The 24,980-nt window shown below is 49.3% G+C and carries 32 protein-coding genes and 1 pseudogene; 27 read left to right on the top strand and 6 right to left on the bottom strand.

Annotation, left to right across the window (positions count from 1 at the left end):
- Positions 1-181 precede the first annotated feature (181 nt).
- The 11 genes from HRU78_14005 (at position 182) to queC (ending at position 8,942) form a co-directional block, all read left to right on the top strand.
- Entirely contained in the window at positions 182-973 is a 792-nt protein-coding gene (locus HRU78_14005; GenBank protein ID QOJ24623.1) for a lipo-like protein, read from the top strand.
- Between the two features lie 202 nt (positions 974-1,175).
- Complete coding sequence (gene cysM, locus HRU78_14000; protein ID QOJ24622.1) at positions 1,176-2,063, top strand: cysteine synthase CysM; 888 nt, start codon at positions 1,176-1,178, stop codon at positions 2,061-2,063.
- Positions 2,064-2,110: 47 nt separating this feature from the next.
- Entirely contained in the window at positions 2,111-2,521 is a 411-nt protein-coding gene (ybgC, locus tag HRU78_13995; protein ID QOJ24621.1) for a tol-pal system-associated acyl-CoA thioesterase, read from the top strand.
- On the top strand, positions 2,518-3,198 hold the full coding sequence (tolQ, locus tag HRU78_13990) for a protein TolQ (GenBank protein ID QOJ24620.1): 681 nt from the start codon (positions 2,518-2,520) through the stop codon (positions 3,196-3,198). Before ybgC ends, tolQ begins: the two co-directional genes overlap by 4 nt.
- Before the next feature lie 19 nt (positions 3,199-3,217).
- Entirely contained in the window at positions 3,218-3,631 is a 414-nt protein-coding gene (gene tolR / locus HRU78_13985) for a protein TolR (protein ID QOJ24619.1), read from the top strand.
- A 10-nt stretch (positions 3,632-3,641) separates the two neighbouring features.
- Entirely contained in the window at positions 3,642-4,700 is a 1,059-nt protein-coding gene (tolA, locus tag HRU78_13980; protein QOJ24618.1) for a cell envelope integrity protein TolA, read from the top strand.
- A 48-nt stretch (positions 4,701-4,748) separates the two neighbouring features.
- The gene (gene tolB, locus HRU78_13975; protein ID QOJ24617.1) at positions 4,749-6,047 is read left to right on the top strand and encodes a Tol-Pal system protein TolB; all 1,299 of its coding nucleotides are present in this window, start codon (positions 4,749-4,751) and stop codon (positions 6,045-6,047) included.
- A 31-nt stretch (positions 6,048-6,078) separates the two neighbouring features.
- Positions 6,079-6,603: a peptidoglycan-associated lipoprotein Pal gene (gene pal / locus HRU78_13970; protein QOJ24616.1), complete on the top strand. Its 525-nt coding sequence runs from the start codon at positions 6,079-6,081 to the stop codon at positions 6,601-6,603.
- 2 nt (positions 6,604-6,605) lie between these two features.
- A complete protein-coding gene (ybgF, locus tag HRU78_13965; GenBank protein ID QOJ24615.1) occupies positions 6,606-7,511 on the top strand; it encodes a tol-pal system protein YbgF in 906 nt (301 codons plus the stop codon).
- A 91-nt stretch (positions 7,512-7,602) separates the two neighbouring features.
- A complete protein-coding gene (gene queE, locus HRU78_13960) occupies positions 7,603-8,259 on the top strand; it encodes a 7-carboxy-7-deazaguanine synthase QueE (GenBank protein QOJ25071.1) in 657 nt (218 codons plus the stop codon).
- Positions 8,256-8,942, top strand: a complete 687-nt coding sequence (gene queC, locus HRU78_13955; protein ID QOJ24614.1) for a 7-cyano-7-deazaguanine synthase QueC — start codon at positions 8,256-8,258, stop codon at positions 8,940-8,942. The genes queE and queC overlap by 4 nt, the downstream gene beginning before the upstream one ends.
- A gap of 4 nt (positions 8,943-8,946) precedes the next feature.
- Here queC and HRU78_13950 read toward each other — a convergent pair.
- The 4 genes and pseudogenes from HRU78_13950 to HRU78_13935 all read right to left on the bottom strand — a co-directional run bounded on the left by HRU78_13950 (position 8,947) and on the right by HRU78_13935 (position 11,189).
- Positions 8,947-9,207 (bottom strand): annotated as a pseudogene (locus HRU78_13950) (hypothetical protein).
- Between the two features lie 224 nt (positions 9,208-9,431).
- Positions 9,432-10,205 carry a complement resistance protein TraT gene (locus tag HRU78_13945; protein QOJ24613.1) on the bottom strand — a complete coding sequence of 258 codons (774 nt, stop codon included), beginning with the start codon at positions 10,203-10,205 and terminating at the stop codon, positions 9,432-9,434.
- An 85-nt stretch (positions 10,206-10,290) separates the two neighbouring features.
- Positions 10,291-10,641 (bottom strand): hypothetical protein, encoded by a 351-nt coding sequence (locus tag HRU78_13940; protein ID QOJ24612.1) that lies wholly within the window; start codon positions 10,639-10,641, stop codon positions 10,291-10,293.
- Between the two features lie 173 nt (positions 10,642-10,814).
- Positions 10,815-11,189: a dihydroneopterin aldolase gene (locus HRU78_13935; protein ID QOJ24611.1), complete on the bottom strand. Its 375-nt coding sequence runs from the start codon at positions 11,187-11,189 to the stop codon at positions 10,815-10,817.
- A gap of 107 nt (positions 11,190-11,296) precedes the next feature.
- On the opposite strand from HRU78_13935, the gene plsY reads away from it, so the two are divergent.
- Positions 11,297-11,911 carry a glycerol-3-phosphate 1-O-acyltransferase PlsY gene (gene plsY, locus HRU78_13930; GenBank protein QOJ24610.1) on the top strand — a complete coding sequence of 205 codons (615 nt, stop codon included), beginning with the start codon at positions 11,297-11,299 and terminating at the stop codon, positions 11,909-11,911.
- Here the strand turns inward: plsY and tsaD are convergent.
- Entirely contained in the window at positions 11,908-12,942 is a 1,035-nt protein-coding gene (tsaD, locus tag HRU78_13925; GenBank protein ID QOJ24609.1) for a tRNA (adenosine(37)-N6)-threonylcarbamoyltransferase complex transferase subunit TsaD, read from the bottom strand. The genes plsY and tsaD overlap by 4 nt on opposite strands.
- A gap of 179 nt (positions 12,943-13,121) precedes the next feature.
- Between tsaD and HRU78_13920 the strand changes: the two genes are divergently transcribed.
- Both HRU78_13920 and HRU78_13915 read left to right on the top strand, forming a co-directional pair.
- The gene (locus tag HRU78_13920; GenBank protein QOJ25070.1) at positions 13,122-13,310 is read left to right on the top strand and encodes a DUF3460 family protein; all 189 of its coding nucleotides are present in this window, start codon (positions 13,122-13,124) and stop codon (positions 13,308-13,310) included.
- Positions 13,311-13,370: 60 nt separating this feature from the next.
- Positions 13,371-13,880 (top strand): hypothetical protein, encoded by a 510-nt coding sequence (locus HRU78_13915; GenBank protein QOJ24608.1) that lies wholly within the window; start codon positions 13,371-13,373, stop codon positions 13,878-13,880.
- A 138-nt stretch (positions 13,881-14,018) separates the two neighbouring features.
- Here HRU78_13915 and HRU78_13910 read toward each other — a convergent pair whose 3' ends face one another.
- The gene (locus HRU78_13910) at positions 14,019-14,855 is read right to left on the bottom strand and encodes an SDR family oxidoreductase (protein QOJ24607.1); all 837 of its coding nucleotides are present in this window, start codon (positions 14,853-14,855) and stop codon (positions 14,019-14,021) included.
- 271 nt (positions 14,856-15,126) lie between these two features.
- On the opposite strand from HRU78_13910, the gene HRU78_13905 reads away from it, so the two are divergent.
- The 13 genes from HRU78_13905 to HRU78_13845 all read left to right on the top strand — a co-directional run bounded on the left by HRU78_13905 (position 15,127) and on the right by HRU78_13845 (position 24,837).
- Positions 15,127-15,492, top strand: coding sequence for a hypothetical protein (locus tag HRU78_13905; GenBank protein ID QOJ24606.1), 366 nt, complete (start codon positions 15,127-15,129; stop codon positions 15,490-15,492).
- A gap of 98 nt (positions 15,493-15,590) precedes the next feature.
- Positions 15,591-16,112 (top strand): cytochrome P460 family protein, encoded by a 522-nt coding sequence (locus HRU78_13900; GenBank protein ID QOJ24605.1) that lies wholly within the window; start codon positions 15,591-15,593, stop codon positions 16,110-16,112.
- Positions 16,113-16,242: 130 nt separating this feature from the next.
- The gene (locus tag HRU78_13895; protein QOJ24604.1) at positions 16,243-16,602 is read left to right on the top strand and encodes an Hpt domain-containing protein; all 360 of its coding nucleotides are present in this window, start codon (positions 16,243-16,245) and stop codon (positions 16,600-16,602) included.
- Between the two features lie 63 nt (positions 16,603-16,665).
- Positions 16,666-17,844: an acetyl-CoA C-acyltransferase family protein gene (locus HRU78_13890; protein ID QOJ24603.1), complete on the top strand. Its 1,179-nt coding sequence runs from the start codon at positions 16,666-16,668 to the stop codon at positions 17,842-17,844.
- A gap of 117 nt (positions 17,845-17,961) precedes the next feature.
- Positions 17,962-18,336, top strand: coding sequence for an ATP synthase subunit I (locus HRU78_13885; GenBank protein ID QOJ24602.1), 375 nt, complete (start codon positions 17,962-17,964; stop codon positions 18,334-18,336).
- A gap of 33 nt (positions 18,337-18,369) precedes the next feature.
- Entirely contained in the window at positions 18,370-19,179 is an 810-nt protein-coding gene (atpB, locus tag HRU78_13880) for a F0F1 ATP synthase subunit A (protein ID QOJ24601.1), read from the top strand.
- Between the two features lie 50 nt (positions 19,180-19,229).
- Complete coding sequence (atpE, locus tag HRU78_13875) at positions 19,230-19,502, top strand: F0F1 ATP synthase subunit C (protein ID QOJ24600.1); 273 nt, start codon at positions 19,230-19,232, stop codon at positions 19,500-19,502.
- Between the two features lie 38 nt (positions 19,503-19,540).
- Positions 19,541-20,014: a F0F1 ATP synthase subunit B gene (locus HRU78_13870; GenBank protein ID QOJ24599.1), complete on the top strand. Its 474-nt coding sequence runs from the start codon at positions 19,541-19,543 to the stop codon at positions 20,012-20,014.
- Positions 20,014-20,550, top strand: a complete 537-nt coding sequence (locus HRU78_13865; GenBank protein ID QOJ24598.1) for a F0F1 ATP synthase subunit delta — start codon at positions 20,014-20,016, stop codon at positions 20,548-20,550. The genes HRU78_13870 and HRU78_13865 overlap by 1 nt, the downstream gene beginning before the upstream one ends.
- Positions 20,551-20,562: 12 nt before the next feature.
- Positions 20,563-22,104 carry a F0F1 ATP synthase subunit alpha gene (locus HRU78_13860; protein ID QOJ24597.1) on the top strand — a complete coding sequence of 514 codons (1,542 nt, stop codon included), beginning with the start codon at positions 20,563-20,565 and terminating at the stop codon, positions 22,102-22,104.
- A gap of 4 nt (positions 22,105-22,108) precedes the next feature.
- Positions 22,109-22,993 (top strand): F0F1 ATP synthase subunit gamma, encoded by an 885-nt coding sequence (atpG, locus tag HRU78_13855; protein ID QOJ24596.1) that lies wholly within the window; start codon positions 22,109-22,111, stop codon positions 22,991-22,993.
- A 30-nt stretch (positions 22,994-23,023) separates the two neighbouring features.
- Positions 23,024-24,403 carry a F0F1 ATP synthase subunit beta gene (atpD, locus tag HRU78_13850; protein ID QOJ24595.1) on the top strand — a complete coding sequence of 460 codons (1,380 nt, stop codon included), beginning with the start codon at positions 23,024-23,026 and terminating at the stop codon, positions 24,401-24,403.
- A gap of 11 nt (positions 24,404-24,414) precedes the next feature.
- The gene (locus tag HRU78_13845) at positions 24,415-24,837 is read left to right on the top strand and encodes a F0F1 ATP synthase subunit epsilon (protein ID QOJ24594.1); all 423 of its coding nucleotides are present in this window, start codon (positions 24,415-24,417) and stop codon (positions 24,835-24,837) included.
- Positions 24,838-24,980: the final 143 nt, after the last annotated feature.

Genomic DNA, 24,980 nt, shown 5'->3' with positions numbered 1-24,980 from the left:
GGATCGCCCAATCTTTTGCGTTACGTTCCGATTGCGTCAAAAGATGCAGCCATAGCTGCTGCATCGCCAGAAAAGTGAATTTTTGTAGCGGCTATTATCCCATGCATTATTACTTCACATAGCGATCGGAATGCGCCTGCTGCCAAAATGCGCGGGCATATTCAAATATTAGGAAGGATTTATGGGGCAGGTCACTGAAATTGTAGGTCGCGGACTGGCGGGTTTTCTAACCAAACCGGTGCGGCAAAGTATTCAAGTTGCAACCATCAGTCAGGAAAAGCTCTTAGAGTATTTGCAACCCGGCGATGTGTTACTGGTGGAAGGGAATACCCGTATCAGTGTCGCCATAAAATATCTTACCCAATCCACCTGGTCACATGCGACACTGTACATTGGCAATGCGCTATCTACCGGTTCGGAGTGGGAGGTGCCGCGGGTACTGGTTGAAGCCGATTTGCAGGAAGGCGTCCGCGCAATACCGTTAGCGTACTATGCGCGGATGCACACGCGTATTTGCCGTCCGGTCGGCTTGAGTAATGAAGATCGTCAGCAGGTGGTGGATTATGTCATCGCTCGCCTTGGCCAGAAATATGATCTCAAGCATATTTTTGACCTCGCGCGTTATCTGCTTCCTACGCTTCCGGTCCCAAGGAGAATGCGCAGACGCATGTTGGCTTTCGGTAGCGGGGACCCGACGCGTGCAATTTGCTCGACGTTGATCGCGCAAGCGTTCGAATCGGTGCGCTATCCAATTTTGCCGGAGATTCAGCGCACCTGGTCGGATGATCCGATGCACACGGATTGCTACGCGGATATCTATCACATCCGTAACTATAGCTTGTTCACCCCGCGCGATTTTGATATCTCACCCTACTTCGACATCATCAAACCCACGATCGAAAACGGTTTTGACTACCGCTCCCTGATTTGGAGCGATAGCGGGCATGATGCCAAACAAGCCGGATGCGAATAGTGTAATAACGCCGGAAATTCTTACACTGTAGATAAGTCCGTTGCACAGCTGTATCTTAATTGGCGGCAAGCACACCGCTTGCATATCATGCTTGGCTAATTAATCAGCCTATGTGATTCAGAGGGGTTTTTATTTGTACAGTTACATTGTTTCAATGCCGGTTATGCGATAATCTCAAATGTCAGTTATAAAGTCTGAATTCATGTTTAAAACGATTGAAAATTATATCGGTAACACGCCTTTAGTAAGACTCAAGCACCTGCCCGGAAAAACCCAGAATGTCATTCTTGCCAAACTTGAAGGCAATAATCCAGCCGGTTCGGTAAAAGACCGGCCGGCCTTGTCGATGATTTCCCATGCGCAGAAACGTGGGGAAATCAAACCGGGCGATACCCTGATCGAAGCAACCAGCGGCAATACCGGCATTGCGCTGGCGATGGCTGCCGCCATCATGGGTTACCGCATGGTGTTGATCATGCCGGAAAACCTCAGTATCGAGCGGCGCCAATCGATGAGCGCTTACGGCGCGAAAATCATTCTGACGCCGAAAAGCGGCGGCATGGAGCAAGCGCGCGATCTGGCGGAAAAAATGCGCGCCGAAGGGCGGGGCATCATTCTCGATCAATTTGCCAACCCGGATAATCCGCTGGCGCATTATGAAGGCACGGCACCGGAAATCTGGCGCGATACGCAAGGAAAAATCACGCATTTTGTCAGCAGCATGGGAACAACTGGAACCATCATGGGATGCTCGCGATTCTTCAAGGAACAGCAAATGCCGGTGAAAGTGATCGGGGTGCAGCCGGAAGAAGGTGCGCAAATTCCCGGTATCCGCAAATGGTCGCCGGCGTATTTGCCGAAAATTTTCGATGCTAAGCAAGTCGATGAGATGATTTATGTCTCCCAGACTGAGGCGGAAGACATGACACGCCGTCTGGCGCGCGAAGAAGGAATTTTTGCCGGTATTTCATCCGGCGGTGCGCTAGCGGCGGCACTGCGTCTATCCGTTGCGGTTGAAAACGCCGTGATCGTCTTTATCGTATGTGATCGTGGCGATCGCTATTTGTCGACCGGTGTTTTTCCCGCTTAGGGAAGTGACCGGTATGAGGTATCATACAGTCCGGTATTCAATTCACAATGCTAAACGATAATTTTTCGCTCCCGATCCGCGTTTATTATCAGGATACGGATGCGGGCGGTGTGGTCTATCATTCGATTTATCTGAATTTCCTGGAGCGGGCACGCTACGAGTGGCTCAGAGCCTTGGGGTTCAATGTGCATGCGTTAAGTGAAATTCATAAGATATTGTTCATGGTGCGTGCATTGGAGATTGAATATTTAAAACCGGCCGTACTGGATGATCTGCTGCACGTGTCGGTCGCGGTTACCGAAGTCGGCGGGAGCCGTATCGCATTACTGCAGGAAATCACCTGCAGTCATGTCAAGCTGGTGAATGCCACGGTTCAGGTGGTGTGTGTCGGCGCGGAAACGCTCAAACCAGCGCGTATTCCTGCGCCATTACGTGAGAAAATTAGGAAAGTCGCATGAGCACAACAGTAACACAAGATTTGTCATTTCTGCATTTGATCAGTAGCGCCAGTGTGCTGGTGCAACTGGTGATGCTGATTCTGGTAATGATTTCGCTGTCGTCGTGGTGGTTTATTTTCCGCAAATTGTTTGTCATCCGCTACGAGATAAAGAAAACCGATGATTTCGAGGATGTTTTCTGGCGCGGCGCCGATTTGAATGCGCTGTATCAGCGCACGACCAGCTCCCGCTATGAGTCAGGCAGCCTGGAACGTATTTTCGCCGCCGGTTTTGGTGAATTTACCAAACATCCTGCCGGTTCCGATCTGGAGGCGGTGATGGAGAGTACGCGCAGAGCCATGCGTGCTACCTATCAGCGGGAAATGGATTACCTGGAGTCCCATTTGTCGTTTCTGGCTACCGTCGGATCGGTCAGTCCTTACATCGGTCTGTTCGGTACCGTATGGGGCATTATGAATTCCTTCCGCAGTTTATCGAGCGTCACCCAAGCGACCATCGCCCATGTCGCGCCAGGGATTGCCGAAGCGTTGATTGCCACCGCAATGGGATTATTCGCGGCGATTCCGGCCGTGGTTGCCTACAACCGCTACGCCAGCAGAACCGATCAACTGGCGACGCGCTTTGAGAGTTTCATGGAAGAGTTGTCCAATGTGTTGCAACGGCGAGCAGCTGAATAAACAAGACTGAGAGGTTGTTATGGCGCGTCGTGCCAAGCATAGATTAATGAATGAGATCAATGTGGTGCCCTACATTGATGTGATGCTGGTGCTGCTGATCATTTTTATGATCACGGCGCCAATGATCAATCACGGACAAATTGAATTGCCGCAGATCGGCAAATCCCTGGCGACACCGGCGGCGCCGTTGGAGGTGATCATCAAGGCGGACGGCGGCCTTACCTTGCGCGACCGTGCAAAGTCCGCGACGGAACTAAAAGTGGACCGTAAACAATTGATCGAAGCGATCAAGCAAAAACAGGCGCAGAATGCCGAACAACCGGTGGTGATTGCGGCGGATAAAAATGTACGCTACGAAGAAGTCATTAAGGTGATGGACATTCTGCAGCAAAATCAAGTGCAGAAAGTAGGCTTGCTGGCTCAGCAGAAATAAACGACGTGTCATGAGTGCGAGCGTCTTGCGCAATTCTCCCCATTCCGAACCGAAATCATTACTCTCGGGTGTGCTGGCAGTGCTGGTACATCTGGTTTTTGTTGCGTTATTGGTTTTTGGCGTGAGCTGGAAAGATCATCCGCCGGAAGGGATGGTTGTCGATATCTGGACCGAATTACCCAAGCCTGTACAAGAACCGGTAAAAACGCAAGCTCCGCCGAAGCAGCCTAAGCCTGTGCAGGAGCTGTTAAAGGAACCGGAACCACCCAAGCCGGAACCGGTAAAACCCGAGCCACCAAAGCCGGAACCGCCTAAGCCCGAGGTGCCGAAACCGGAGCCGGTAAAACCTGCGCCGCCCAAAGCGGCAGTGACGCCACCCGTCAAGAAGCCCGATATCGCAATGAAGGAGAAGCCGGAGCCGGTTAAAGAAACTAAGCCGGATCTGGAAGCGCAAAAGAAAAAGGAACAAGAGAAAATTAAAGAGCAGGAAAAGTTAAAGGAACAGGAAAAACAAAAGGAGCTCGAGAAAAAGAAGGAGCTGGAGAAGAAGAAAGAATTAGAAAAGCAGAAAGAATTGGAGAAACAAAAAGAACTGGAAAAGCAAAAAGAATTAGCAAAACAAAAGGAAGCGGAGAAGCAGAAAGCGCTGGAAAAGCAAAAGGAACTACAGAAACAAAAAGAACAAGAGCTAGCGGCGCAACGGCAACGTGAGCAGGAAGCCAAGTCGCAACGCGAAGCGGAAGCGCAGCGTGCCGCGCAGCAGGCTGCAGCGAAGAATCAGGTGACGAGTGAGATCGGCAAGTACAAGGCGCTGATTCTTGCCAAAATAAGGAGCAGAATCGTGATGCCGCCGGATTTGCCGGGTAATCCGGTTGCGGAATTCAGAGTCACCCTGCTTCCGGGCGGGGATATTCTCGATGTCAAATTAAGTAAAAGCAGCGGACACGCGTCTTTTGACAACGCAGTCGAACGCGCGATCTTTCTGTCCAAACCGCTGCCATTGCCGCCTGATTCTGCATTGTTTAACGAGTTCCGCAATTTGAATATTACCGTGCATTACCGTGAATGATTGTTATAATCGGCTGGTAATTTTGTGTTTTTCTAAAACTTAACTGCTATGTCAACTTATTGCTTCAAGTCTATCCGCAGTGCGTGGATTTTGTTTTTATGTCTGATCAGCGCACATTCGTACGCGCAATTGAATATCGAAATTTTTGGCGGCGGTGCGTCGCGCATCCCGATTGCGATCGTTCCTTTTGCCGATGAAAATAAACTGCAGCAAAGCATTACGACCGTCATCAGTGCCGATTTGCAGCGTACCGGCTTGTTCAAGCTGGTCGATCCGGCGGGCTTATCGCCGCATGTGCCCATGGAAGTCGTATATGCCGATTGGGCCAATCGTGGCGCCAATGCATTGGTGATCGGCCGCGTGATTGCGCTCTCCAGCGAGCAAGTGGAAATACAATTCCGTTTGATGGATGTTGCAAAGAAATCACAATTGACCGGTTTGGCGATTACTGTGCCGACTACGCAATTACGCGCCGCTGCTCATCGCATCGCGGATGTCATTTATGAGGCGCTGACCGGGGATGTGGGAGTTTTCAGCACGCGAATCGCCTACGTGCTCAAACGCGGCAGCAAATATGCCTTGCAGGTTGCTGATTCGGATGGTCATAACGCGCAATCGATCATCGAATATACCGAACCGATCATTTCACCCGCATGGTCGCCGGATGGCAATCAATTGGCTTATGTTTCCTTTGAAAATAAAAAACCGGTCGTGTATGTGCAGACATTGTCGACGCGCGAACGGAGAGCGGTAGCCAGTTTCAAAGGCAGCAACAGCGCTCCGGCTTGGTCTCCCGATGGTAAGAAGTTGGCCGTGGTGTTGTCCGGGCACGGCGGGTCGCAAATTTTCCTGGTGAATGCGGATGGCAGCGGTTTGCAGAGGTTGAGCAGAAGCTCCGGAATCGATACCGAACCGAGTTTCTCTCCGGATGGGCGGCACATCCTGTTTACTTCCGATCGCGGCGGCAGTCCGCAGATTTATCGCATGCCGGTAACCGATTCGGAATCCGGTAATGCCGAGCGCCTCACTTTTGAAGGCAACTACAATGTCAGTCCGGATTATAGCCGTGACGGTAAAAGCTTCACTTTTATCCACCGTAACAATGGTCAATTTAATGTGGCAGTTCAGGAAGTCGGTTCGCGCCAGGTGCAAATACTGACGAATTCCAAATTCGACGAATCTCCCAGCTTTGCGCCGAATGGCAAGATGATCTTGTATGCAACCGAGATTAACGGGCATGGTATATTATCCGCTGTTTCCAGAGACGGGCAGACCAGGCAGCATCTGTCAGTTCAAACAGGCGATATCCGAGAGCCGTCGTGGGGGCCTTTGCCGAAATGGAAGTAATGCGCAATTTTTAATCACAAGGAGTTAATAAATGAGGAAGTTATTAGGTATTTCATTGATCGTTCTGTTATCGGCGTGCGCCAGTCAAACCACGCAACCCGAAGTGGACGATCTTGCCGCGGATTCGAGCAGCGGTGGCGGCATGAGCAGCAGCGATTTGGGAGGAAGCGGCGGGGGCAGACCCGGTTACTTCAGTCAACTGAATGATCCGAACAGCATTTTGTCGCAGCGCAGCGTTTATTATGACTATGACAGCTATAGCGTCAAAGGCGAATACCGCGAACTCGTGTTGGCGCATGCCCGCTTCTTGCGTGATAACGCCAGCGCCAGTGTAATCCTGCAAGGAAACACCGACGATCGCGGCAGCCGCGAATACAATCTGGCGTTAGGTCAGCGCCGTGCCGATAGCGTCAAGAACATGATGACCTTGGCGGGTGCGCGCGATGCGCAAATCGAATCCGTCAGTCTGGGCGAAGAAAAACCGCGCGCACTGGGACAAGGTGAATCGGTTTGGAGCCAGAACCGCCGTACCGACATCCTGTACCGAGGCGAATAAACATGCTGATACGCGCTTTTCTTCTGTTGGTATTGCTGTGCAGCAGCGTCAGCCATGCCGCATTGTTTGGCGATGATGAGGCACGCGAGCAGGTTGATGCGTTGCGTAAACAGGTTAAAGAAATGGAAGCGCGTATTGCCAAGATGGAGCAGGCGCTGAATAGCCAGGCATTGCTGGAGCTCTACAGCAAAGTCGAAACGCTGGAACAGGAACTGGGGAAACTGAACGGGCAGATAGAAATGCTGAGTAACGATAATACGCTGTTACAAAAGCGGCAACGGGATTTCTATATCGACTTGGACAACCGGTTACGTGCGATCGAGCAGCCTGACAAGCGAGCGCCCTCTTCTCATCCGGCACCGAAAAGCACGCCGCACAGCATGGCCGAGCCTGCGCCAAAAGAACAGCGTGCGGCTGTAGCGCCGGCCGATGCGGCAACCGCCGTACCGGAATCGCCATCCGCCGTTGAAACGGATTCTGCGGTGGCGGCGGATTCCGGTGCGCTAGCGGCAAATGAACCGGCACCCGCCGGTACAACGGAAAGCAGCGCGTATAAAGCAGCGTTCGATTTGTTCAAAAATGGTGAATACGCTAACGCGATTACGCAATTTGAAAGTTTTCTGGAAAATTATCCGCAATCCAACTTAGCGCCCGGTGCCGCTTACTGGATCGGCAATGCGCGCTACGCATTGCGTGACTACCAATTGGCGATTGATGCGCAGAAAAGATTGATCAGCAAATACCCGAACAGCAATAAAGTGCCGGATGCTTATCTGAATATCGCTACCAGCCAGCTGGAAATGGGCGATAGCAAGGCCAGCAAGCACACACTGGAAAATATCCTGGCGAAATATCCGCAAAGCGATGCAGCAAAAAAAGCCAAACAACGATTGGCCAACATCAAGTAAGTCTCCGGCTTGAAAAAAGCCGACCAACCGCAGTTTTCCGTATCATCCGCAAACACTATAATCAGTATCTTTTCTTCAGGCGATCGACATGATGCAAGCGCTAGCAACGGCAACCTTGCGTATCAGTGAAATTTTCTTTTCTTTACAAGGTGAGACCAGCCGGGTCGGCTTGCCGACGGTTTTCGTGCGTTTGACAGGATGTCCTTTGCGCTGTGGTTATTGCGATACCGCGTATGCCTTCAGCGGTGGTGAAACGATAACGATCGGTGCGATTCTGGAACAAGTCGCACGCTATAAAACACCCTATGTTACGGTCACCGGCGGCGAACCGTTGGCGCAGAAAGTATGTCTGGTTTTGTTGACCGCATTGTGCGATGCGAACTATTCGGTATCGCTCGAGACCAGCGGTGCGCTGGACTTATCCAACGTCGATACGCGAGTGTCGAAGATTATGGATATCAAAACACCCGGCTCGGGTGAAGTTGCCAAAAATAACTGGAGTAATCTCGACTTCTTGTCGCCGCGCGACGAGATCAAATTTGTGCTGTGCGATGAAGCCGATTACCGTTGGGCCAGCGGCGTGATTCATGATCAGAGGTTGTCGCAGCGATGTCCGGTGTTATTGTCACCGGTTCATGGTCATCTGAATCCTGCAACATTGGCGGATTGGATTCTGCGTGATCAACTGCCGGTCAGGATGCAACTGCAATTGCACAAACTGCTGTGGGGCGAGGGGCCGGGACGATGAAAAAAGCCGTAGTATTGCTGTCCGGCGGATTGGATTCTGTGACGGTGCTGGCGATCGCGCGCGATCGAGGTTTTCAGTGCTATGCGTTGAGTGTCGATTACGGGCAACGGCATCGCTCGGAGCTGGAGGCGGCAAAAAAGGTTGCGCGCTCACTCGGTGCACATCAGCATCAAATAATCACACTCGACCTGACCGCCTTTGGCGGATCGGCGTTGACCGATGATGCGATTGAAGTTCCAATCGCCGGAGAAAAAACGGAAATTCCGGTTACCTATGTGCCCGCGAGGAACACTATCATGCTGTCGCTGGCACTGGCGTGGGCGGAAGTCTTGGGAAGTCAGGATATTTTTGTCGGTGTGAATGCGGTCGATTATTCCGGTTACCCGGATTGCCGCCCGGAATACATCCAGGCTTTCGAGCAAATGGCGAATCTCGCTACTAAAGCAGGTGTTGAAGGAAAAAAATTAACGATTCATACGCCGCTGATGCATTTATCCAAAAAGGAAATCATCCAAACCGGGCTGGCTTTGGGAGTGGATTACGGCCTGACGGTTTCTTGCTATCAAGCGGATGAAGCGGGGCGGGCATGCGGTATTTGCGACTCCTGCCGGATTCGCACAGCGGGATTCGAAGCGGCAGGTGTGGCCGATCCGGCGCGCTATCGATCATCAATCGAGGCTTGATCGATTACTTTTTCTGCGGTGCGTTTTTATTGCTTTCCTGACGCATTTTGTTTTCCAGTTTTCCCATTTGTTCCGGGGTCAATACTGCTTTCAAGTTGGATCGGGTTTCTTCCTGAATCGATTGCAGTTTTTTTCTTTCTTCGGCAAAGACGGCTTCAACTTTCTTTTTCTCTGTGTTAAGAATGGTTTCGACTTTAGTCCGCTGCGTTTCGTTGAGTCCCAGTTCTTTTGTCATGCGGTTGATGGCATCACGGCTGTCGGCAGCCGGATTGTTTTTTTGCGCTTGAGCTGTGGAAACAGTAAGAAATAGAATCAAGACCAGCGCAGCAGGGATTGTTTTTCTTGGCATCATGCACTCCTTGTAAATAAGAAAACGATGCTAGGTTGAAGAGTATTGTGCGGTGAGATGAGAACATGTTTCCCGGCCGCGATCATCTGCGACCGGGAAATGTAGTGGATTTCACAAATTCCAATGCCTGAAACTCGATTCTAGAAAAGCCCGGAGATGGAACGCGCCAATCCATTGGTCAATTCAACCGCGGCTTCTTCGTACTGCAAATTGACCTTATTGGCCGTGCTCACTACGCGGGTGCGGAATTTGTTCATTTCGCTGACTTTTGTGGAAGATTGTCTTCTGGCGCCGCCCACGCCTTGTTTGGCATCCTGCTGCCGGTCTTCGCGCACAATGACACCCTCTTCGGCGCGTTCCGCGATCTCGACATCGGTGATCGCCATAAACGTGACATCCTTGACAGCGGCGTCGGCGATCGTGCTGGCGACACCGAATGCCGCCGCGCCAGCCAGCCCGCCAATACCGGCGCCCGTCCAACCGCCCATCGCTGCGCCAGTGGCTGTTCCCACGGCAGCACCCAAGGCTGCGCTACCCATGCCGCCATATCCCGCTCTCAGCGCGGCCTCTGCAGCGGTCGGACTGGCTTTGTCGACACTCAGCACATTGGCTTGCAGCCAGTAATGCGCTTCTTTCGGATTGGTGGTGATACGGTAGCCGCGCCCTTCCAATGCTCGGGCGACTGTTGCGGTAATATCAAAATTGGTTTTGTCGGAGGTGTTGCGAATATTCAGGTAGATGACTTTTTTATCCGGCTCGACAGGATCCAGAAAAATGGAATCGCTCATTTTGGTTTGCACATCCAGATCTTTCTTGGCAATGGATGTATGAACTGCGGCACACCCGCTTAAAATCAAAGAACACAGCATGATTCCTGTTAGTACCCAGGTATTCTTGTTAATGGAGTAATCCATTGCATCTCCCTTTTGATGATTGAATGAAAAATTGAATTAATTGAATTGTTGGCGTGATCGAAACGGTTTGTCGGTTTTTTTAAAATTACCAGCCGTAATAATACGGCAGATAATTGCCGGCGCCATACAAACCGCCGTAATACGGTCGCGTATAACCGCCGAAATAGCCACCGTAGCCATAATTCTGCCCCAAAACACAGCCTAGGCCGAAACAACCTGGCTGATAATTTGGCGTTTTAGTCGGCGTACCTCTATCGGTGGCTTCCTTCAGCGCTTTCGTCAGCGTGGCGTTGTCGGGGACACTGAAAGGCTTGCCGGTCGTTTCGGCATTGAATTGTCTTTGAATATCGCTGATATCTTGTGCGGTAACGGTGCTATTCATAAGCAATATTGCGAGAGCTGCATAAAAAACAGCGGTAACTTGTATTGTGCGCATAGCATACCTCCTGATTCAGCATGGATAAATTGTATTATCAACTATGGTGTTAGTTGTTGTAAATTTTTTGATTATCTAAATAAGAGATAATTTTCTAGAAACATTGAAAATTTTGTCATGAAAACGATCTTTATCGTACACAAAGAGATTGTGAAAACCTGAGTGATTTTCGTCTAATTATTCTCTATGTGGTTGATATTAGCTTTTCGCTCAATACGGATTCCCAGCTTCTTTACCCCACGGATAATGCCCAGTTTGGCGACGCTGACCTTGACCCACGGTGAGTGAAATTCGCTTAGGATGGTTTGCGCGATATGCTCGGCCAGCGCTTCCAGCAGCGAGAAATGTTTATTCGTCAGAATGTCGTTGATGCGCTCGACGATCAATGCGTAATCGAGCGCATCATTAATGTTGTCCGTCCGGCAGGCGCGGCTACTGGGGAGGGCGATTTCCAGATCCAATTGAATGGTTTGCGGCACGATGCGCTCCCACGGATAAACGCCGATCAGCGTTTTGGCTTTGAGGTCGTGCAGAAAAATGATATCCATGAATGATTAAGCGCTAAAATGTGCGGATTGTTCGGGTATGGCCGGAAGCTTAATGGAAGCGGGCGATACCGGATTCTAGTCTATTTTTTCCAAGTGGTGCGAATCTGATGACGTTATTGCTGTTTGCCGTGCTGGCTTATTTGCTGGGCTCCGTGCCGTTTGCGCTGATTTCCAGTTGGATTTTTAAACTACCCGATCCGCGCTCGTACGGTTCGAAAAATCCCGGCGCGACCAATGTGCTGCGTAGCGGCAAGAAAGCCGCGGCGGTGCTGACGTTGCTCGGTGACGCCGGAAAAGGCTGGCTGGCGGTTTTTCTGGCGCAAGCTTATGCGCCGCAATGGGGGATGGGTGATGAGGCGGTCGCCGCGGCGGCGCTGGCGGTATTTCTCGGTCATGTGTTCCCGGTGTTTTTACGTTTCCAAGGGGGCAAAGGTGTGGCGACCGCAGTTGGCGTGCTACTCGGCCTGAATGTGTGGCTGGGGCTGCTGGCGATGGCGACCTGGTTGCTGGTTGCATTCGTTTGGCGCATTTCGTCGCTGTCGGCTCTGGTCGCAGCGGTATTGGCGCCGCTTTACAGCATCGGTCTGCTGGGTTTTGAAGCCGACACCTTGGCGGTTTCGGCGATGTCGTTACTGCTGATCTGGCGTCACCAGTCGAACATCGTCAATCTGCTGGCGGGCAAGGAAGGGCGGATCGGCGAAAAAAAATCGCCCGACATTTAATCGGCTTCAGGCGTTTCCAGCATTTCCAGATTCCAGCGTGCATTGACGGTAAAACTGCTTGCCGGTTGCCGAACAGGCTCCGGCATGGCTTGCAGGCGCATAGCACCGGCAAACGCGATCATGGCGCCGTTGTCGGTGCAGAATTCCAGCTCCGGGTAAAATACCGTGGCGCCTTTTGCTGCGGCTTTTGCGCTGAGCGCGCGGCGCAGTTGTTCGTTAGCGCCGACCCCACCCGCCACGACCAGTTGCTTCAATCCGGTTTGCGCCAGCGCCGCTAGTGATTTTTCCGTCAATACTTCCACCACTGCTTCTTGAAAAGCCGATGCGATGTCGGCGCGGATTTGATCGCCGGCTTCCTGCTTGTTGAGCAAGGTCAGTACCGCGGTTTTCAGGCCGCTGAAACTGAAATTCAGATCGCCGCTGTTGAGCATGGGGCGCGGCAGCTTGAATTGCCTCGGCCGGCCTTGCCGGGCGAGTTGTGATAACGCCGCGCCGCCGGGATAACCGAGCCCCAATAATTTGGCAGTTTTGTCGAATGCTTCACCGGCGGCGTCGTCGACTGTTTCACCCAGCAATCGATAGTGGCCGACAGCGTCGACTTGCATCAATTGGGTATGGCCGCCGGAAACTAGTAGCGCGATGAACGGGAAGGCTGGTGCCGGTGTGGACAGTAAAGGCGATAGCAAGTGACCCTCGAGGTGGTGGATGCCGAGTGCCGGAATGTTCAGCGCAAAACTAAGCGCAGCGCCGATGCTGGCGCCGACCAGCAACGCACCGGCCAATCCTGGGCCTTGGGTGTAAGCAATTGCATCGATGTCGTGCAATTGATGATGCGCATCATGCAAGGCTTGCCGGATCAACGGCAACACGCGGCGGATGTGATCGCGCGACGCCAGCTCCGGCACCACACCGCCGTATTCGCGGTGCATGGCGATTTGCGAATACAGCGCGTGACTGAGTAAGCCGCGCGTGGTGTCATAAAGCGCGATTCCGGTTTCGTCGCAAGACGTTTCAATACCGAGAACAAGCATGAAGAAAAATTGCCGGTAGGGCAGTTAAATTGGGAAGTGGTGATAACAGCGGCATTCTAGCATTGCTGCATGGCGGCGCACGATTTGCTTGTAAGATTGGGAGTAAAGGGCGGGACTGTATCGAAAATGAGGTCTGTGCTAAAGTTCGGCTTTTGCAATTTTACTGCAGGGGATAAGTGATGGATTATAACTACGAATCAGAAAACACCCGATTCATGCGTGAATTTCTGGAAAAAAATCCGCAAGTGCAAGAAAAGCGGCTGGAGGCGCGCAGCGTTTGGTGGGACAAAGAGCAGAATCTGGACGAGCGCAAACGTTTCAAGGAGTCTGCCGAGCCGATGAAACCGTACGTTTATTTTGGCGGCTAGCGTTTGATTGGCAACGAGCTGCTCATCAATCGCTGTACCATTTTTTTCGGAAGTGTTGCGATGAAGCGCTGGATTGTGGTTGTAACCGTATCCTTTATGGCAGCATGCGCGAATTTGCACGATACAACCGGCAAAACGCAGCGCTTCGAAGAAAAATTGGCCGGAGAACATGCCGCGCTCGCGGCGTGTGTGACCGCCAAGCTGCAATCCGACGGACGGTCGTTTTTGCGGCCGTTGCAATTCAAGAACCGGCAATATCCCGATATTCACGCATCGGAGATTCATGCCTACGATACCCGTTATCTGCGCAACGCTATCGCCACGTATGCACCGTCGAATCCCGATGCTATTCTGATTTATGGCAATCCGGCGGTGGAAGTTCAATCAGCCACACAGCGCAGTGACAACGACAAGCCGGTTTATGCATTTGCTTTGCTGTTGCAGCAAATAGACAGCACTATGGTTAACGCATCTTTGCGAGGCGATCCGTTTTTCGGCAACATTGCCTGGAAAGTCTTGCGGACATGTGTTTCTTCCCCGGCTGAACTTAAGGAAACGCTGATTAATTGACTATACGAGCGAATCACTTCGTTGCACGGTACTCGCTTCCTCGCCTATCTTATTGATATGTCTCGGTTGCTGTGTTCCGTGCGCCTCGTGCTTCATCTCGTCCGCCGAATTAATCAGCGTTTCCCTAAGTTTCCCTGATCAGTTGTTGTTTCCTGATTTTGCAAGTATTGCATCCAGCGCACGCGTGCTGAGTATGCGTTTGAGAATGCCGAACAGATAGGTCGGAACGGTCACGTAATAACGTGCTTGCGGCTTGCTGGCTTCCAGCGCGTGAATCACCCGTTTCAGCACGGCTTCGGGTGGCAGCGTGAACGGGACCGCAGGGCCTTGCTTATTCAAACGCGCCAGCACCCCTTGATATTTTTCGCGATGAACGCTGTTTTCGATGTCGATGTATTTTTGCAGCGCTTTGACGGCGTTCATGCGGAACAGACTGGAGATCGGTCCCGGCTCGATCAAGCTGACGTACACGTTGCTGCCTTTGAGTTCCAGGCGCAGCGTGTCGCTCAAGCCTTCGATGGCGTATTTTGAAGCGTTGTAGGCGCCCCGGAAAGGCAGCGCAACGAAGCCCAGCACCGAGCTGTTCTGAATGATGCGTCCATAGCCTTGTTGGCGCATCACCGGGATCGCAAGATTGGTCAATTCCTGCCAGCCGAATACGTTGGTCTCGAATTGCGCGCGCAGGGCGTCGCGGTTTAAGTCTTCCACTGCGCCGGGCAAGCCGAATGCGCCATTATTGAAGAGCGCATAGAGTTCACCATTGGTGCGGCGCATGGTTTCTTCAAAAGCAAAGTGAATCGAATTGGAGTCGGTTAAATCCAGACGGAAGCTTTCCAGTCCTTCCGCCAGCAGCTTTTCGACGCTATCGCGTTTTCTGGCTGTGGCAAAGACGCGATAGCCGCGTGCCTGCAAACCTTTGGCGACGCAGTAGCCGATTCCGCTGGAGCATCCGGTAATGAGTACGGTTTTTTTCATTTATTCAGACCAACTTTAAATGGGTATTGCTATTTTTCATGACTTAATAATAAATTTGCACACAGTGTGAGTATCACTGAGTACTGATTAATTTTTACCTAAGGAAGCTCTGAAAAAGTAGCGAGCGATAGTCAGGCAAGGCGGAATCAGGCGAAAAGGCGCAATTTACAATGGTAAATGAGCATTCTGAGTCTGATGTAACACAGCATGACCGGGCGCAGTAGTTTTTCAGAGCTTCCCTCACAGAAAATAACATATCAAAAGATCCTTCATGGCAAAAATTTTATTCCGGCTTACCGATGTTTCCGACGATGAAGCGCAGGATGTGCGTGATTTGCTGACCAGTAACGCGATCGATTTTTACGAAACCTCAGCGGGAAACTGGGGGGTATCGATGCCGGCGATCTGGCTTACAGATGACAGTCAGTTTGAACACGCGCGCGCATTGCTGGATGCTTATCAAAGTGAGAGAGCCATTAGGATACGGGAGGAGTATGCCCGCTTGCAGCGGGAAGGAAAAAATAAAACTTTCCGGGATGCGGTTAAAGAAAATCCTGTCAGTTTTGCGATCCACCTGGCGGTCGCGGTGCTGGTCATTTATTTATCGATCAAGCTGGTTGCGGATCTGGCCGGTTGATAAGGCATTCTTTGAGTCAACAATTTTTACCGTTGAATGCGGTATGATAGCGCTCCAAAACCTGTTTAATCCAGAAATTTCTATCAAGGAGAAGGAACATGAAAAATACATTGAGAGCCATTGCCGCAGTATTAGCCATTACCTCAGTTAGCGTTTATGCCGGCGGAGACCCGGAGCATGTCAAGTTTCCTGCGGATTACAATAAGACTTTCACTCAGTATGCCACCATGAATCGCGCAAACCAGACGCAGGTTGCTAAGTTGTACGCCAACGAAGCTGCGATTGCCGGCTATAAGCAAGGAAATAAAAGCGCTCCTGGTGGAGTTGTGGTGATGGAAATCTATACCCCTAAAAAAGGCGCGGATGGTAAACCAGTCGCCGGTAGCGATGGACTCTTCGAAATCGATTCGCTGGCTGCTGTTGCAGTAATGGAAAACCGCAATAATTGGGATGCTTCATTTCCAAAGGAAAATCGCACCGGCGATTGGGGATTTGCGCTTTATAATCCGGATGGCACGGCAAAAAGCAACGAACTGAACTGCGTGCAATGCCATACACCGCTGCAAGCGCAGGATTATTTGTTTACTTATCAGAAGCTGGTTGATTTTGTGAAGAAATAATCAACCAATCCACGATAAACCCAGAGGGCGATCTGCTCTGATAGATCGTCCGCTGGGTGATGATGCTGGAAGTGATTCATGGAGTTCAATAAAACAAAACGGTTTTATTATTCGGATGATCAGGTAATCGATGAATAATCCTGTGCTCAATTTAGATAAGCTCAATATCTGGCGGCAAATGGACCCCGAGGGTGGAACCGGGTTTCTGAAGAAACTGATCGCAATTTATTTGTCGTCAGCGCCTGACTTTGAAACACAAATCGAAAATGCCATTGCCGCTGCTGATCGTGGTGCGCTGATAAAAGCCGCGCATACCTTCAAATCGAGCGCGGCCAATATCGGTGCGGATTTGCTTGCAGACATATGCTGCCAGTTGGAGGAATACGGGGATAAAAATCATGTGAGCAAGGCAGCCAAGCTGCTGGCGAAGATGAAAACCGAGTCCCGGCAGGTAACGGCAGCGTTAGAGGAATTGCTGGAAAAATGTTGATTGGCGTCGCGATTTTCCGGTTATGCGTACTACCTTTTCATCCGCATCAGTAAAGAAAAATTTATGCGTGAAGTAGTTATTTTGAGCGGTGTCCGCACAGCGATCGGAGATTATGGCGGTGCGCTTAAGCACATTGCGCCTGCTGATCTGGCGGCGAAAGTCGTGCGTGAGGCCGTGTTGCGCGCAAGAATCGATTCCCATGAAGTCGGGCACGTGGTTTTCGGTAATGTTATCCACGGAGAAACGCGCGATATGTATCTGGCGCGTGTGGCTTGCATTAATGGCGGCTTGCCGCAGCATACTTCGGCATTGACGGTAAACCGGCTGTGCGGAAGTGGCTTGCAAGCCATTATTTCAGCCAGTCAGAATATTTTGCTCGGTGATACCGATGCGGCTGTGGCCGGCGGGGCGGAGTCGATGAGCCGTGGCGGTTATTTATTGCCGGCACTGCGCTGGGGGCAGCGTATGAACGATGGCGCTGCTATCGATATGATGGTGGGTGCGTTAACCGATCCGTTTGATCATGTGCACATGGGAATTACTGCGGAAAATATTGCCGCAAAATGGCAAATCAGCCGGGAAGAGCAGGATGCTTTTGCCGCTGAGAGCCACCGCCGTGCGTGCAGTGCAATTCAGAATGGCTATTTCAAAGAACAGATATTGCCTATTGAAGTCACCGGTCATAAAGAAACGATTGTTTTTGATACCGACGAGCATCCTCGAGAAAATACCGGCGTGGATAATCTGGCCAAACTACGCCCGGTCTTTCAGAAAGACGGCACCGTCACGGCCGGCAATGCTTCCGGGATTAATGACTGCGCAGCCGCGCTGGTGCTGATGGAATACAAGGCGGCGCAGAAACACAATCTGAAACCGCTGGCGAGGCTAGTGTCGTATGGTCATGCCGGTGTTGATCCTAAGTTTATGGGCATAGGTCCGGTACCTGCTGTTCAAAGCGTATTGCGGCGTGCCGGTCTTAAAATGTCGGATATTGATGTGATTGAATCCAATGAAGCTTTTGCCGTTCAAGCTTGCGCGGTTGCGAAGGAATTGCAGTTCGATCCTGAGAAGACTAACCCTAACGGTGGTGCAGTAGCGTTAGGTCATCCGATAGGAGCAACGGGAAGTGTTCTGGTTATCAAGGCCATTTATGAGTTGCGTCGCAGCGGTGGGCGATATGCTCTAATCACCATGTGTATCGGTGGCGGTCAAGGTATCGCTGCTATTTTTGAAAGGCTATAAAAGATTCTCATACATACTGGTTAACTGGAATTCCGCGTTGACTGCTTTCGGTAATTAGGCTATAGTCACGGCTTTTTAAGCGCAGGTAATGCTACCGTTCCAAGGGCAGGTGGTGACATGTCTTGGATTAAAAATAGGCCGCTTTATATTGTCTTGCGCGTGCAGTTGCTGGTGACAATGTTGGTGGCGGTGGTTGTCTGGTTTTTTCTTGGTACGCAAGGTGCGATATCGGCAATGCTGGGTGGAATGATCAGTGTGATTTCCTCTGCAGCGTATGCAATCATGGTCTCACGTCACAAGGGTTATACGGCAGGGGAAACCATTAGAACTGCGCTGAGGGCGGAATCGGTAAAGATCATATTGACGGTAAGTTTGCTATGGGCGGTGTTTAAGTTTTACGAAAACGTCAACGCTCTGGCATTTATAGGAACATTTATCCTGACAGTTTTGGTTTATAGCTTGGCATTATTGGTTGCGGACGATACAAAGTAAGATAAATTTTTTAAAGATTACAGCAGGTAGCACATGGCATCGGGAACAGAACTTACACCTACATCATATATTGATCATCATCTAACCTACTTAACAACAAAAGTCAGCGAAGGTTCGTTTTGGGTGTTACATGTTGATACATTGATTACATCCCTTATTCTTGGCGTTATCAGTTTTGGTTTTATTTGGCTGGTGGTGCGCAAAGCAACGCCGGGTGTGCCATCAAAGAGTCAAGCATTCGTCGAGCTAGCGGTTGAATTTATCGATAATGAAGTGAAGAATACATTCCACGGTAACCGGCACGTGCTGGTAGCTCCATTGGCATTGACAGTATTTGTGTGGGTTCTGATGATGAATGTCATGGATATATTGCCTATCGATATCATGGCTTGGGTTACAGAAAATGTATTCGGCATGCACAACTGGAAGATTGTGCCGACTACCGATGTCAATACGACTTTTGCAATGGCGCTTTCCATATGGTTCTTGATGATTTTTTTCAACCTCAAAGTTAAAGGGGTGGGAGGATGGATGCATGAATTGTTCTGTACACCATTCGGAAAAAATCCGCTGCTTTGGATATTGAATCTGTTATTCAATTTCATAGAGTATGTGTCTAAGCCACTTTCTCATTCATTGCGGCTTTTTGGCAATATTTATGCGGGCGAGATAATTTTCTTGCTGCTTGGTATGTGGGCGGCAACTGGAGTAACCGGAACAATTTTCGGATCAATCTTGGGGGCGGGCTGGGCCATATTCCATATACTGATCGTTACCTTGCAAGCATTTATCTTCATGATGCTGACAGTGGTGTATATCTCGATGGCGCATGAGTCTCACTAGATTTAGTTTTATTCGTAACATATTATTAATCTTAACAAAAGGAAATCAAAATGGAGAATTTGCAGTTTTTGGCGATGATTCAGGCGTATACCGGAATAGGTATTGGTTTGATGATCGGTTTGGGTGCCGCTGGTGCGTGTATCGGTGTGGGTGTAATGTGCAGTCGTTTTCTTGAAGGTGCTGCGCGCCAACCTGAAATGATTCCAACGCTGCAAGGTAAAGTGTTCCTTTTGCTCGGTTTAACTGATGCATCTTTTATTATTGCTGTGGGTCTGGCTATGTTGTTTGCATTCGGCAACCCGTTGTTGGCGGTAATTCAGTAATAATTCGCTGGTTCTGATCTGATAATTACAGGCTTGTCATGAATATTAACTTTACTTTAATTTCTCAGGCATTGGCCTTTTCGGTATTTATTTGGTTCACGGTAAGGTTTGTTTGGCCACCATTGTTGCGTGCAATAGAGGAGCGCCAAAAAACAATCGCTGATGGATTGGCAGCAGGTGAGCGTGGTCGTCACGAATTGGAGTTGGCGAGTCAGCGTTCGTCGGAGGTACTGAAAGAGGCTAAGCAGCGCGCTTCTGAGATAATTTTGCAAGCCGAAAAAAGAGCTGCAGAGATTGTCGAAGATGCTAAGCGAGCTGCAAAAGAAGAAGGCGATCGCCTAATCGCTGGTGCGAAAGCGGATATTGCACATGAAATGTTCAGTGCAAAAGAGGCTTTGCGTCAGCATGCAGCTCAATTGGCTGTGGCAGGTGCCGCGAAAATATTGCGTCGAGAAGTGGATGCAAAAGCGCACGCCGATATACTTACTGCAATTGAGGAAGATTTGAAATAATGGCAGAAGCGATTACAGTTGCTAGGCCGTATGCGGAAGCGGTGTATAAGCATGCCGTTACCAATGAGAGCTTGGCGCAATGGTCAAAAGTATTGCAATTGGCGGCTGCAGTTGCTGAAAATGAAAATGTAAAATCGTTGATCGGTAATCCGATCATCTCCGCAAAGCAGCTGAGTGAAATTTTTATAGAGATCGGGAAAAGCAAGTTTAATTCCGAGGCTCGTAATCTACTGATGTTGTTAGCAGAAAATAAACGGATAGTTATATTGCCGCAGATTAGTCAGCTATTTGAGCAATTAAAGGCGCAGCACGAAGGCGTTCTTGAAGCTAAGGTTGTAAGCGCATTTGAGATGGAAGGTAAGCAACTAAAAAAATTGGTTGAAGATCTGGAACGGAAGTTTAAGCGCAAAATAGAAGCTCAAGTCAGTGTTGATTCTGAATTGATTGGCGGTATTAAAGTTGAGATTGGTGATGAGATTCTTGATGCCTCGGTACGCGGTAAACTTGAAGCTATGGCCATTGCCCTTAAAAGCTAGGAGTTAAATGAAATGCAGTTAAATCCATCCGAAATCAGTGAATTGATTAAAAAAAGGATAGAAGGACTTGTCGATACGGCAGAGGTTCGTACACAAGGGACGATTGTTTCTGTAACAGACGGAATTGTGCGCATTCACGGTTTATCGGATGTGATGCAAGGTGAAATGCTGGAATTTCCGGGAAATACATTCGGTTTGGCACTGAATCTGGAGCGCGATTCGGTAGGTGCAGTTATTTTAGGTGCTTATGAGCATATCACTGAAGGTGATACTGTTAAGTGTACAGGGCGTATTCTTGAAGTACCGGTAGGTGAAGGATTGCTGGGACGTGTGGTAAATGCGTTGGGACAGCCAATCGATGGGAAGGGTCCGGTCACAGCTGCAAAATCAGAGCCAATAGAAAAAATTGCTCCTGGCGTGATTTGGCGGCAATCGGTTGATCAACCTGTGCAGACCGGTTTGAAATCAGTTGATTCAATGGTGCCGGTTGGACGAGGCCAACGGGAATTGATTATCGGTGATCGTCAGACAGGAAAAACCGCTGTTGCAATTGATGCAATTCTCAATCAAAAAGGCCAAAACATGCTTTGCATATATGTGGCGGTCGGACAGAAAGCATCTTCGATAGCGAACGTTGTGCGCAAATTGGAAGAGCATGGTGCAATGGAATATACCATTGTGGTCGCGGCAACAGCATCGGAGTCGGCAGCGATGCAATTTATTGCACCGTATTCCGGATGTACGATGGGCGAGTATTTCCGCGATATAGGTCAAGATGCGCTCATAGTTTATGATGATTTAACAAAACAAGCATGGGCTTATCGTCAAATTTCATTGTTATTAAGACGCCCTCCAGGGCGGGAAGCATATCCGGGTGATGTGTTTTATCTTCACTCGCGTTTGCTCGAAAGAGCGGCAAGGGTTAGTGCGGCATATGTTGAAAAAGCTACAAACGGTGCTGTAAAAGGTAAAACAGGATCGCTAACAGCTTTGCCGATCATTGAGACGCAAGCGGGAGACGTGACAGCTTTCGTGCCTACGAATGTGATCTCAATTACTGACGGACAGATATTTCTTGAAACAGATTTGTTCAATGCAGGTATTCGCCCTGCTATTAATGCGGGTGTGTCGGTTTCACGAGTGGGCGGTGCAGCTCAAACCAAGGTCATCAAAAAATTGGGGGGCGGTATACGCTTAGCGTTAGCGCAATATCGTGAATTGGCTGCATTTGCTCAATTTGCATCAGATTTGGATGAAGCTACACGCAAGCAGTTAGAGCGTGGCAAGATGGCGACAGAATTAATGAAACAGCCGCAGTATGCGACACTCAGTGTTTCAGAAATGGCACTCACATTATTTGCGATCAATAATGGTTATTTTGATGATGTTGAAGTCAAACGGGCACTCGCATTTGAAGCGGCATTAAAAAACTATATACGTGGTCAGCATGCAACAATTCTTGACAAAATCGAGAAAAATAAAGAGCTCGATGCTGAAACAGAAAAAGAATTAGCTGCTGCGATTCAAGAATTCAAGCAAAACGGAACTTATTAAGCAAATGGCTGGCAGTAGAGAGATCCGCAATAAAATAAAGAGTGTAAAAAATACACAAAAGATAACGCGCGCCATGGAAATGGTGGCGGCATCTAAAATGCGCAAAGCGCAGGATCGTATGAAGAAAGCTCGACCTTACGGTGAGAAAATACGAAACGTGGCAGCGCATATGAGTCGAGCAAATACCGAATATCGTCATCCTTTTCTGATTGCGCGAGATACAGTCAAGCGTATTGGCATTATCATTGTGACTTCAGATAAAGGTCTTTGCGGTGGGTTGAATACTAACGTATTGCGCAAAACACTGAATCAAATGAAGGCATGGCAAGCGGAAGGCGAGCAAATCGAAGTCTGTTGCATCGGCAATAAAGGCTTAGGTTTTATGAGTAGAATCGGAGCGCGCGTTACTTCGCAGGTTGTGGGATTGGGTGATACGCCGGATATAACGAGGCTTATTGGTGCGGTTAAAGTGGTTCTGGATGGCTATACACAGGATCAATTTGATCGAGTGTATGTATTTTATAATCGTTTCATAAACACCATGAAGCAAGAGCCCGTCATGGAGCAATTGCTTCCGTTGACGGATGAACGCATACATAGCGGTGAGCATGATGATGCTAAACCGAGAACAACATGGGATTATATTTACGAGCCAGAAGCTAAGTCTGTTATAGACAATATTATGGTTCGGTATGTGGAAGCTTTAATATATCAGGCTGTTGCAGAAAATATGGCCTCTGAGCAATCTGCACGGATGGTGGCGATGAAAGCCGCATCAGACAATGCCGGAAATGTTATTAATGAATTGACGCTGATATATAACAAATCGCGGCAAGCGGCAATTACTAAGGAACTGTCTGAGATTGTCGGTGGCGCAGCAGCTGTTTAAAACTTTTTGAAAATAGTTTAGGGAACAACGATGAGTCAAGGGAAAATTGTTCAGTGTATTGGTGCAGTGATTGACGTGGAATTTCCACGTGAAGCACTGCCAAAAGTATATGATGCATTAATTATGGAAGGCTCCGAGCTGACACTGGAAGTACAGCAACAGCTCGGTGATGGCGTAGTGCGCACCATTGCACTGGGTTCTTCTGATGGATTGCGTCGTGGAATGATAGTTAAAAATACCGGTAAACAAATTACCGTGCCTGTCGGAACTAAAACGCTAGGTAGAATTATGGATGTTTTAGGGCGTCCTATCGATGAAATGGGCGATGTTGGGGCGGACCAACGGATGTCGATTCATCGTGAAGCGCCTGCATTCGATGAGTTATCGGCATCGACAGAATTGTTAGAAACCGGCATTAAAGTGATTGATCTGATTTGTCCGTTTGCGAAGGGCGGAAAAGTGGGATTGTTTGGCGGTGCCGGTGTTGGTAAGACTGTAAATATGATGGAGTTGATTCGTAATATCGCGATTGAACATAGCGGATATTCTGTATTTGCGGGCGTTGGAGAGCGAACCCGGGAAGGTAATGACTTTTATCATGAGATGAAGGAATCTAAGGTACTTGATAAAGTAGCACTGGTTTATGGGCAAATGAATGAGCCGCCTGGAAACCGTCTCCGGGTTGCGCTAACGGGATTGACAATGGCAGAATCGTTCCGTGATGAAGGGCGTGATGTTTTGTTCTTTGTCGATAACATCTACCGTTACACACTAGCGGGAACCGAGGTATCGGCATTGCTTGGACGTATGCCATCCGCGGTAGGGTATCAACCGACACTGGCGGAAGAAATGGGGCGATTGCAAGAGCGTATTACATCGACCAAAACGGGTTCTATCACATCAATCCAAGCTGTTTATGTGCCAGCCGACGATTTGACCGATCCATCTCCTGCTACGACGTTCGGACACCTGGATGCAACTGTTGTATTGTCGCGTGATATTGCCTCATTAGGAATTTATCCCGCCGTGGATCCCCTGGATTCGACATCGCGTCAATTGGATCCGCAGGTTGTAGGTGAAGATCACTATAATACAGCTCGCGCTGTTCAACAAACATTACAGCGCTATAAGGAATTACGGGATATTATCGCGATTCTGGGAATGGACGAATTGTCGCCGGAAGATAAACTGGCTGTTAGTCGCGCTCGTAAGATTCAGCGGTTCTTATCCCAACCTTTCAACGTTGCCGAAGTATTTACTGGTTCACCGGGCAAGTATGTATCTCTTAAAGATACCATTAAAGGCTTTAAAGGAATCGTTGAAGGTGAATACGATGAGTTACCGGAGCAGGCATTTTATATGGTGGGTAGTATCGAAGAAGCTGTAGAGAAAGCTAAAACACTTCAATAAAGAGTGATGTAATGGGCACGATATTTCATCTTGACATCGTAAGCGCAGAAGAATCCATTTATTCCGGTCCCGTTGAATTTCTGGTGGCACCGGCGCAAATGGGTGAAGTAGGTATTTATCCTCGCCATACGCCGTTGTTGACAAGAATAAAATCCGGCATGGTGCGTATTAAGGCGCAACTTAAAGAAGAAGAATTAATTTATGTGTCGGGAGGTATGTTAGAGATCCAACCCGATGTAGTGACGATATTGGCAGATACTGCTGTGCGTAGTCACGATTTGGATGAGGCTAAGGCTTTGGAAGCGAAGCGGGCAGCTGAGGAGGCGATGAAGAATCGGGAATCCGAATTGGATTATGCCAAAGCGCAGGCAGAGTTGATAGAAGCAATGGCGCAATTGGCCGCGATTGATAAACTAAGAAAACGCGGGCATTAGTTGAATCAAATAGTGATAAAAAGGCGACATATGTCGCCTTTTTTTTACCTATTCATTAGATTTTTTTCAGTACAATGATTGCATTGTAGTGATCAAAAGGGTGATATATAAAATTGCGGTGTATTGCCAAAGAAATTCTGGTT

It is taken from the genome of Gammaproteobacteria bacterium, assembly GCA_015709635.1.
GTDB lineage: Bacteria > Pseudomonadota > Gammaproteobacteria > Burkholderiales > Nitrosomonadaceae > Nitrosomonas.
Note: the sequence above shows the minus strand (reverse complement) of the source record. Positions and strands in the feature narration are given on the sequence as shown.

Excerpts from the sequence above, each read along its gene's own strand:
- HRU78_13935 (QOJ24611.1), bottom strand. The coding sequence starts at position 11,189 with ATGGATATCATTTTTCTGCACGACCTCAAAGCCAAAACGCTGATCGGC.
- HRU78_13945 (QOJ24613.1), bottom strand. The coding sequence starts at position 10,205 with ATGGATTACTCCATTAACAAGAATACCTGGGTACTAACAGGAATCATG.
- pal (QOJ24616.1), top strand. The coding sequence starts at position 6,079 with ATGAGGAAGTTATTAGGTATTTCATTGATCGTTCTGTTATCGGCGTGC.
- ybgF (QOJ24615.1), top strand. The coding sequence starts at position 6,606 with ATGCTGATACGCGCTTTTCTTCTGTTGGTATTGCTGTGCAGCAGCGTC.
- plsY (QOJ24610.1), top strand. The coding sequence starts at position 11,297 with ATGACGTTATTGCTGTTTGCCGTGCTGGCTTATTTGCTGGGCTCCGTG.
- cysM (QOJ24622.1), top strand. The coding sequence starts at position 1,176 with ATGTTTAAAACGATTGAAAATTATATCGGTAACACGCCTTTAGTAAGA.
- atpD (QOJ24595.1), top strand. The coding sequence starts at position 23,024 with ATGAGTCAAGGGAAAATTGTTCAGTGTATTGGTGCAGTGATTGACGTG.
- HRU78_13900 (QOJ24605.1), top strand. The coding sequence starts at position 15,591 with ATGAAAAATACATTGAGAGCCATTGCCGCAGTATTAGCCATTACCTCA.
- HRU78_13885 (QOJ24602.1), top strand. The coding sequence starts at position 17,962 with ATGTCTTGGATTAAAAATAGGCCGCTTTATATTGTCTTGCGCGTGCAG.
- tolB (QOJ24617.1), top strand. The coding sequence starts at position 4,749 with ATGTCAACTTATTGCTTCAAGTCTATCCGCAGTGCGTGGATTTTGTTT.
- HRU78_13905 (QOJ24606.1), top strand. The coding sequence starts at position 15,127 with ATGGCAAAAATTTTATTCCGGCTTACCGATGTTTCCGACGATGAAGCG.
- HRU78_13940 (QOJ24612.1), bottom strand. The coding sequence starts at position 10,641 with ATGCGCACAATACAAGTTACCGCTGTTTTTTATGCAGCTCTCGCAATA.
- atpB (QOJ24601.1), top strand. The coding sequence starts at position 18,370 with ATGGCATCGGGAACAGAACTTACACCTACATCATATATTGATCATCAT.
- atpG (QOJ24596.1), top strand. The coding sequence starts at position 22,109 with ATGGCTGGCAGTAGAGAGATCCGCAATAAAATAAAGAGTGTAAAAAAT.
- ybgC (QOJ24621.1), top strand. The coding sequence starts at position 2,111 with ATGCTAAACGATAATTTTTCGCTCCCGATCCGCGTTTATTATCAGGAT.
- atpE (QOJ24600.1), top strand. The coding sequence starts at position 19,230 with ATGGAGAATTTGCAGTTTTTGGCGATGATTCAGGCGTATACCGGAATA.
- queC (QOJ24614.1), top strand. The coding sequence starts at position 8,256 with ATGAAAAAAGCCGTAGTATTGCTGTCCGGCGGATTGGATTCTGTGACG.
- queE (QOJ25071.1), top strand. The coding sequence starts at position 7,603 with ATGCAAGCGCTAGCAACGGCAACCTTGCGTATCAGTGAAATTTTCTTT.
- tolR (QOJ24619.1), top strand. The coding sequence starts at position 3,218 with ATGGCGCGTCGTGCCAAGCATAGATTAATGAATGAGATCAATGTGGTG.
- HRU78_13915 (QOJ24608.1), top strand. The coding sequence starts at position 13,371 with ATGAAGCGCTGGATTGTGGTTGTAACCGTATCCTTTATGGCAGCATGC.
- HRU78_13860 (QOJ24597.1), top strand. The coding sequence starts at position 20,563 with ATGCAGTTAAATCCATCCGAAATCAGTGAATTGATTAAAAAAAGGATA.
- HRU78_13910 (QOJ24607.1), bottom strand. The coding sequence starts at position 14,855 with ATGAAAAAAACCGTACTCATTACCGGATGCTCCAGCGGAATCGGCTAC.
- tolQ (QOJ24620.1), top strand. The coding sequence starts at position 2,518 with ATGAGCACAACAGTAACACAAGATTTGTCATTTCTGCATTTGATCAGT.
- tolA (QOJ24618.1), top strand. The coding sequence starts at position 3,642 with ATGAGTGCGAGCGTCTTGCGCAATTCTCCCCATTCCGAACCGAAATCA.
- HRU78_13895 (QOJ24604.1), top strand. The coding sequence starts at position 16,243 with ATGAATAATCCTGTGCTCAATTTAGATAAGCTCAATATCTGGCGGCAA.
- HRU78_13845 (QOJ24594.1), top strand. The coding sequence starts at position 24,415 with ATGGGCACGATATTTCATCTTGACATCGTAAGCGCAGAAGAATCCATT.
- HRU78_13865 (QOJ24598.1), top strand. The coding sequence starts at position 20,014 with ATGGCAGAAGCGATTACAGTTGCTAGGCCGTATGCGGAAGCGGTGTAT.
- HRU78_13920 (QOJ25070.1), top strand. The coding sequence starts at position 13,122 with ATGGATTATAACTACGAATCAGAAAACACCCGATTCATGCGTGAATTT.
- tsaD (QOJ24609.1), bottom strand. The coding sequence starts at position 12,942 with ATGCTTGTTCTCGGTATTGAAACGTCTTGCGACGAAACCGGAATCGCG.
- HRU78_13870 (QOJ24599.1), top strand. The coding sequence starts at position 19,541 with ATGAATATTAACTTTACTTTAATTTCTCAGGCATTGGCCTTTTCGGTA.
- HRU78_14005 (QOJ24623.1), top strand. The coding sequence starts at position 182 with ATGGGGCAGGTCACTGAAATTGTAGGTCGCGGACTGGCGGGTTTTCTA.
- HRU78_13890 (QOJ24603.1), top strand. The coding sequence starts at position 16,666 with ATGCGTGAAGTAGTTATTTTGAGCGGTGTCCGCACAGCGATCGGAGAT.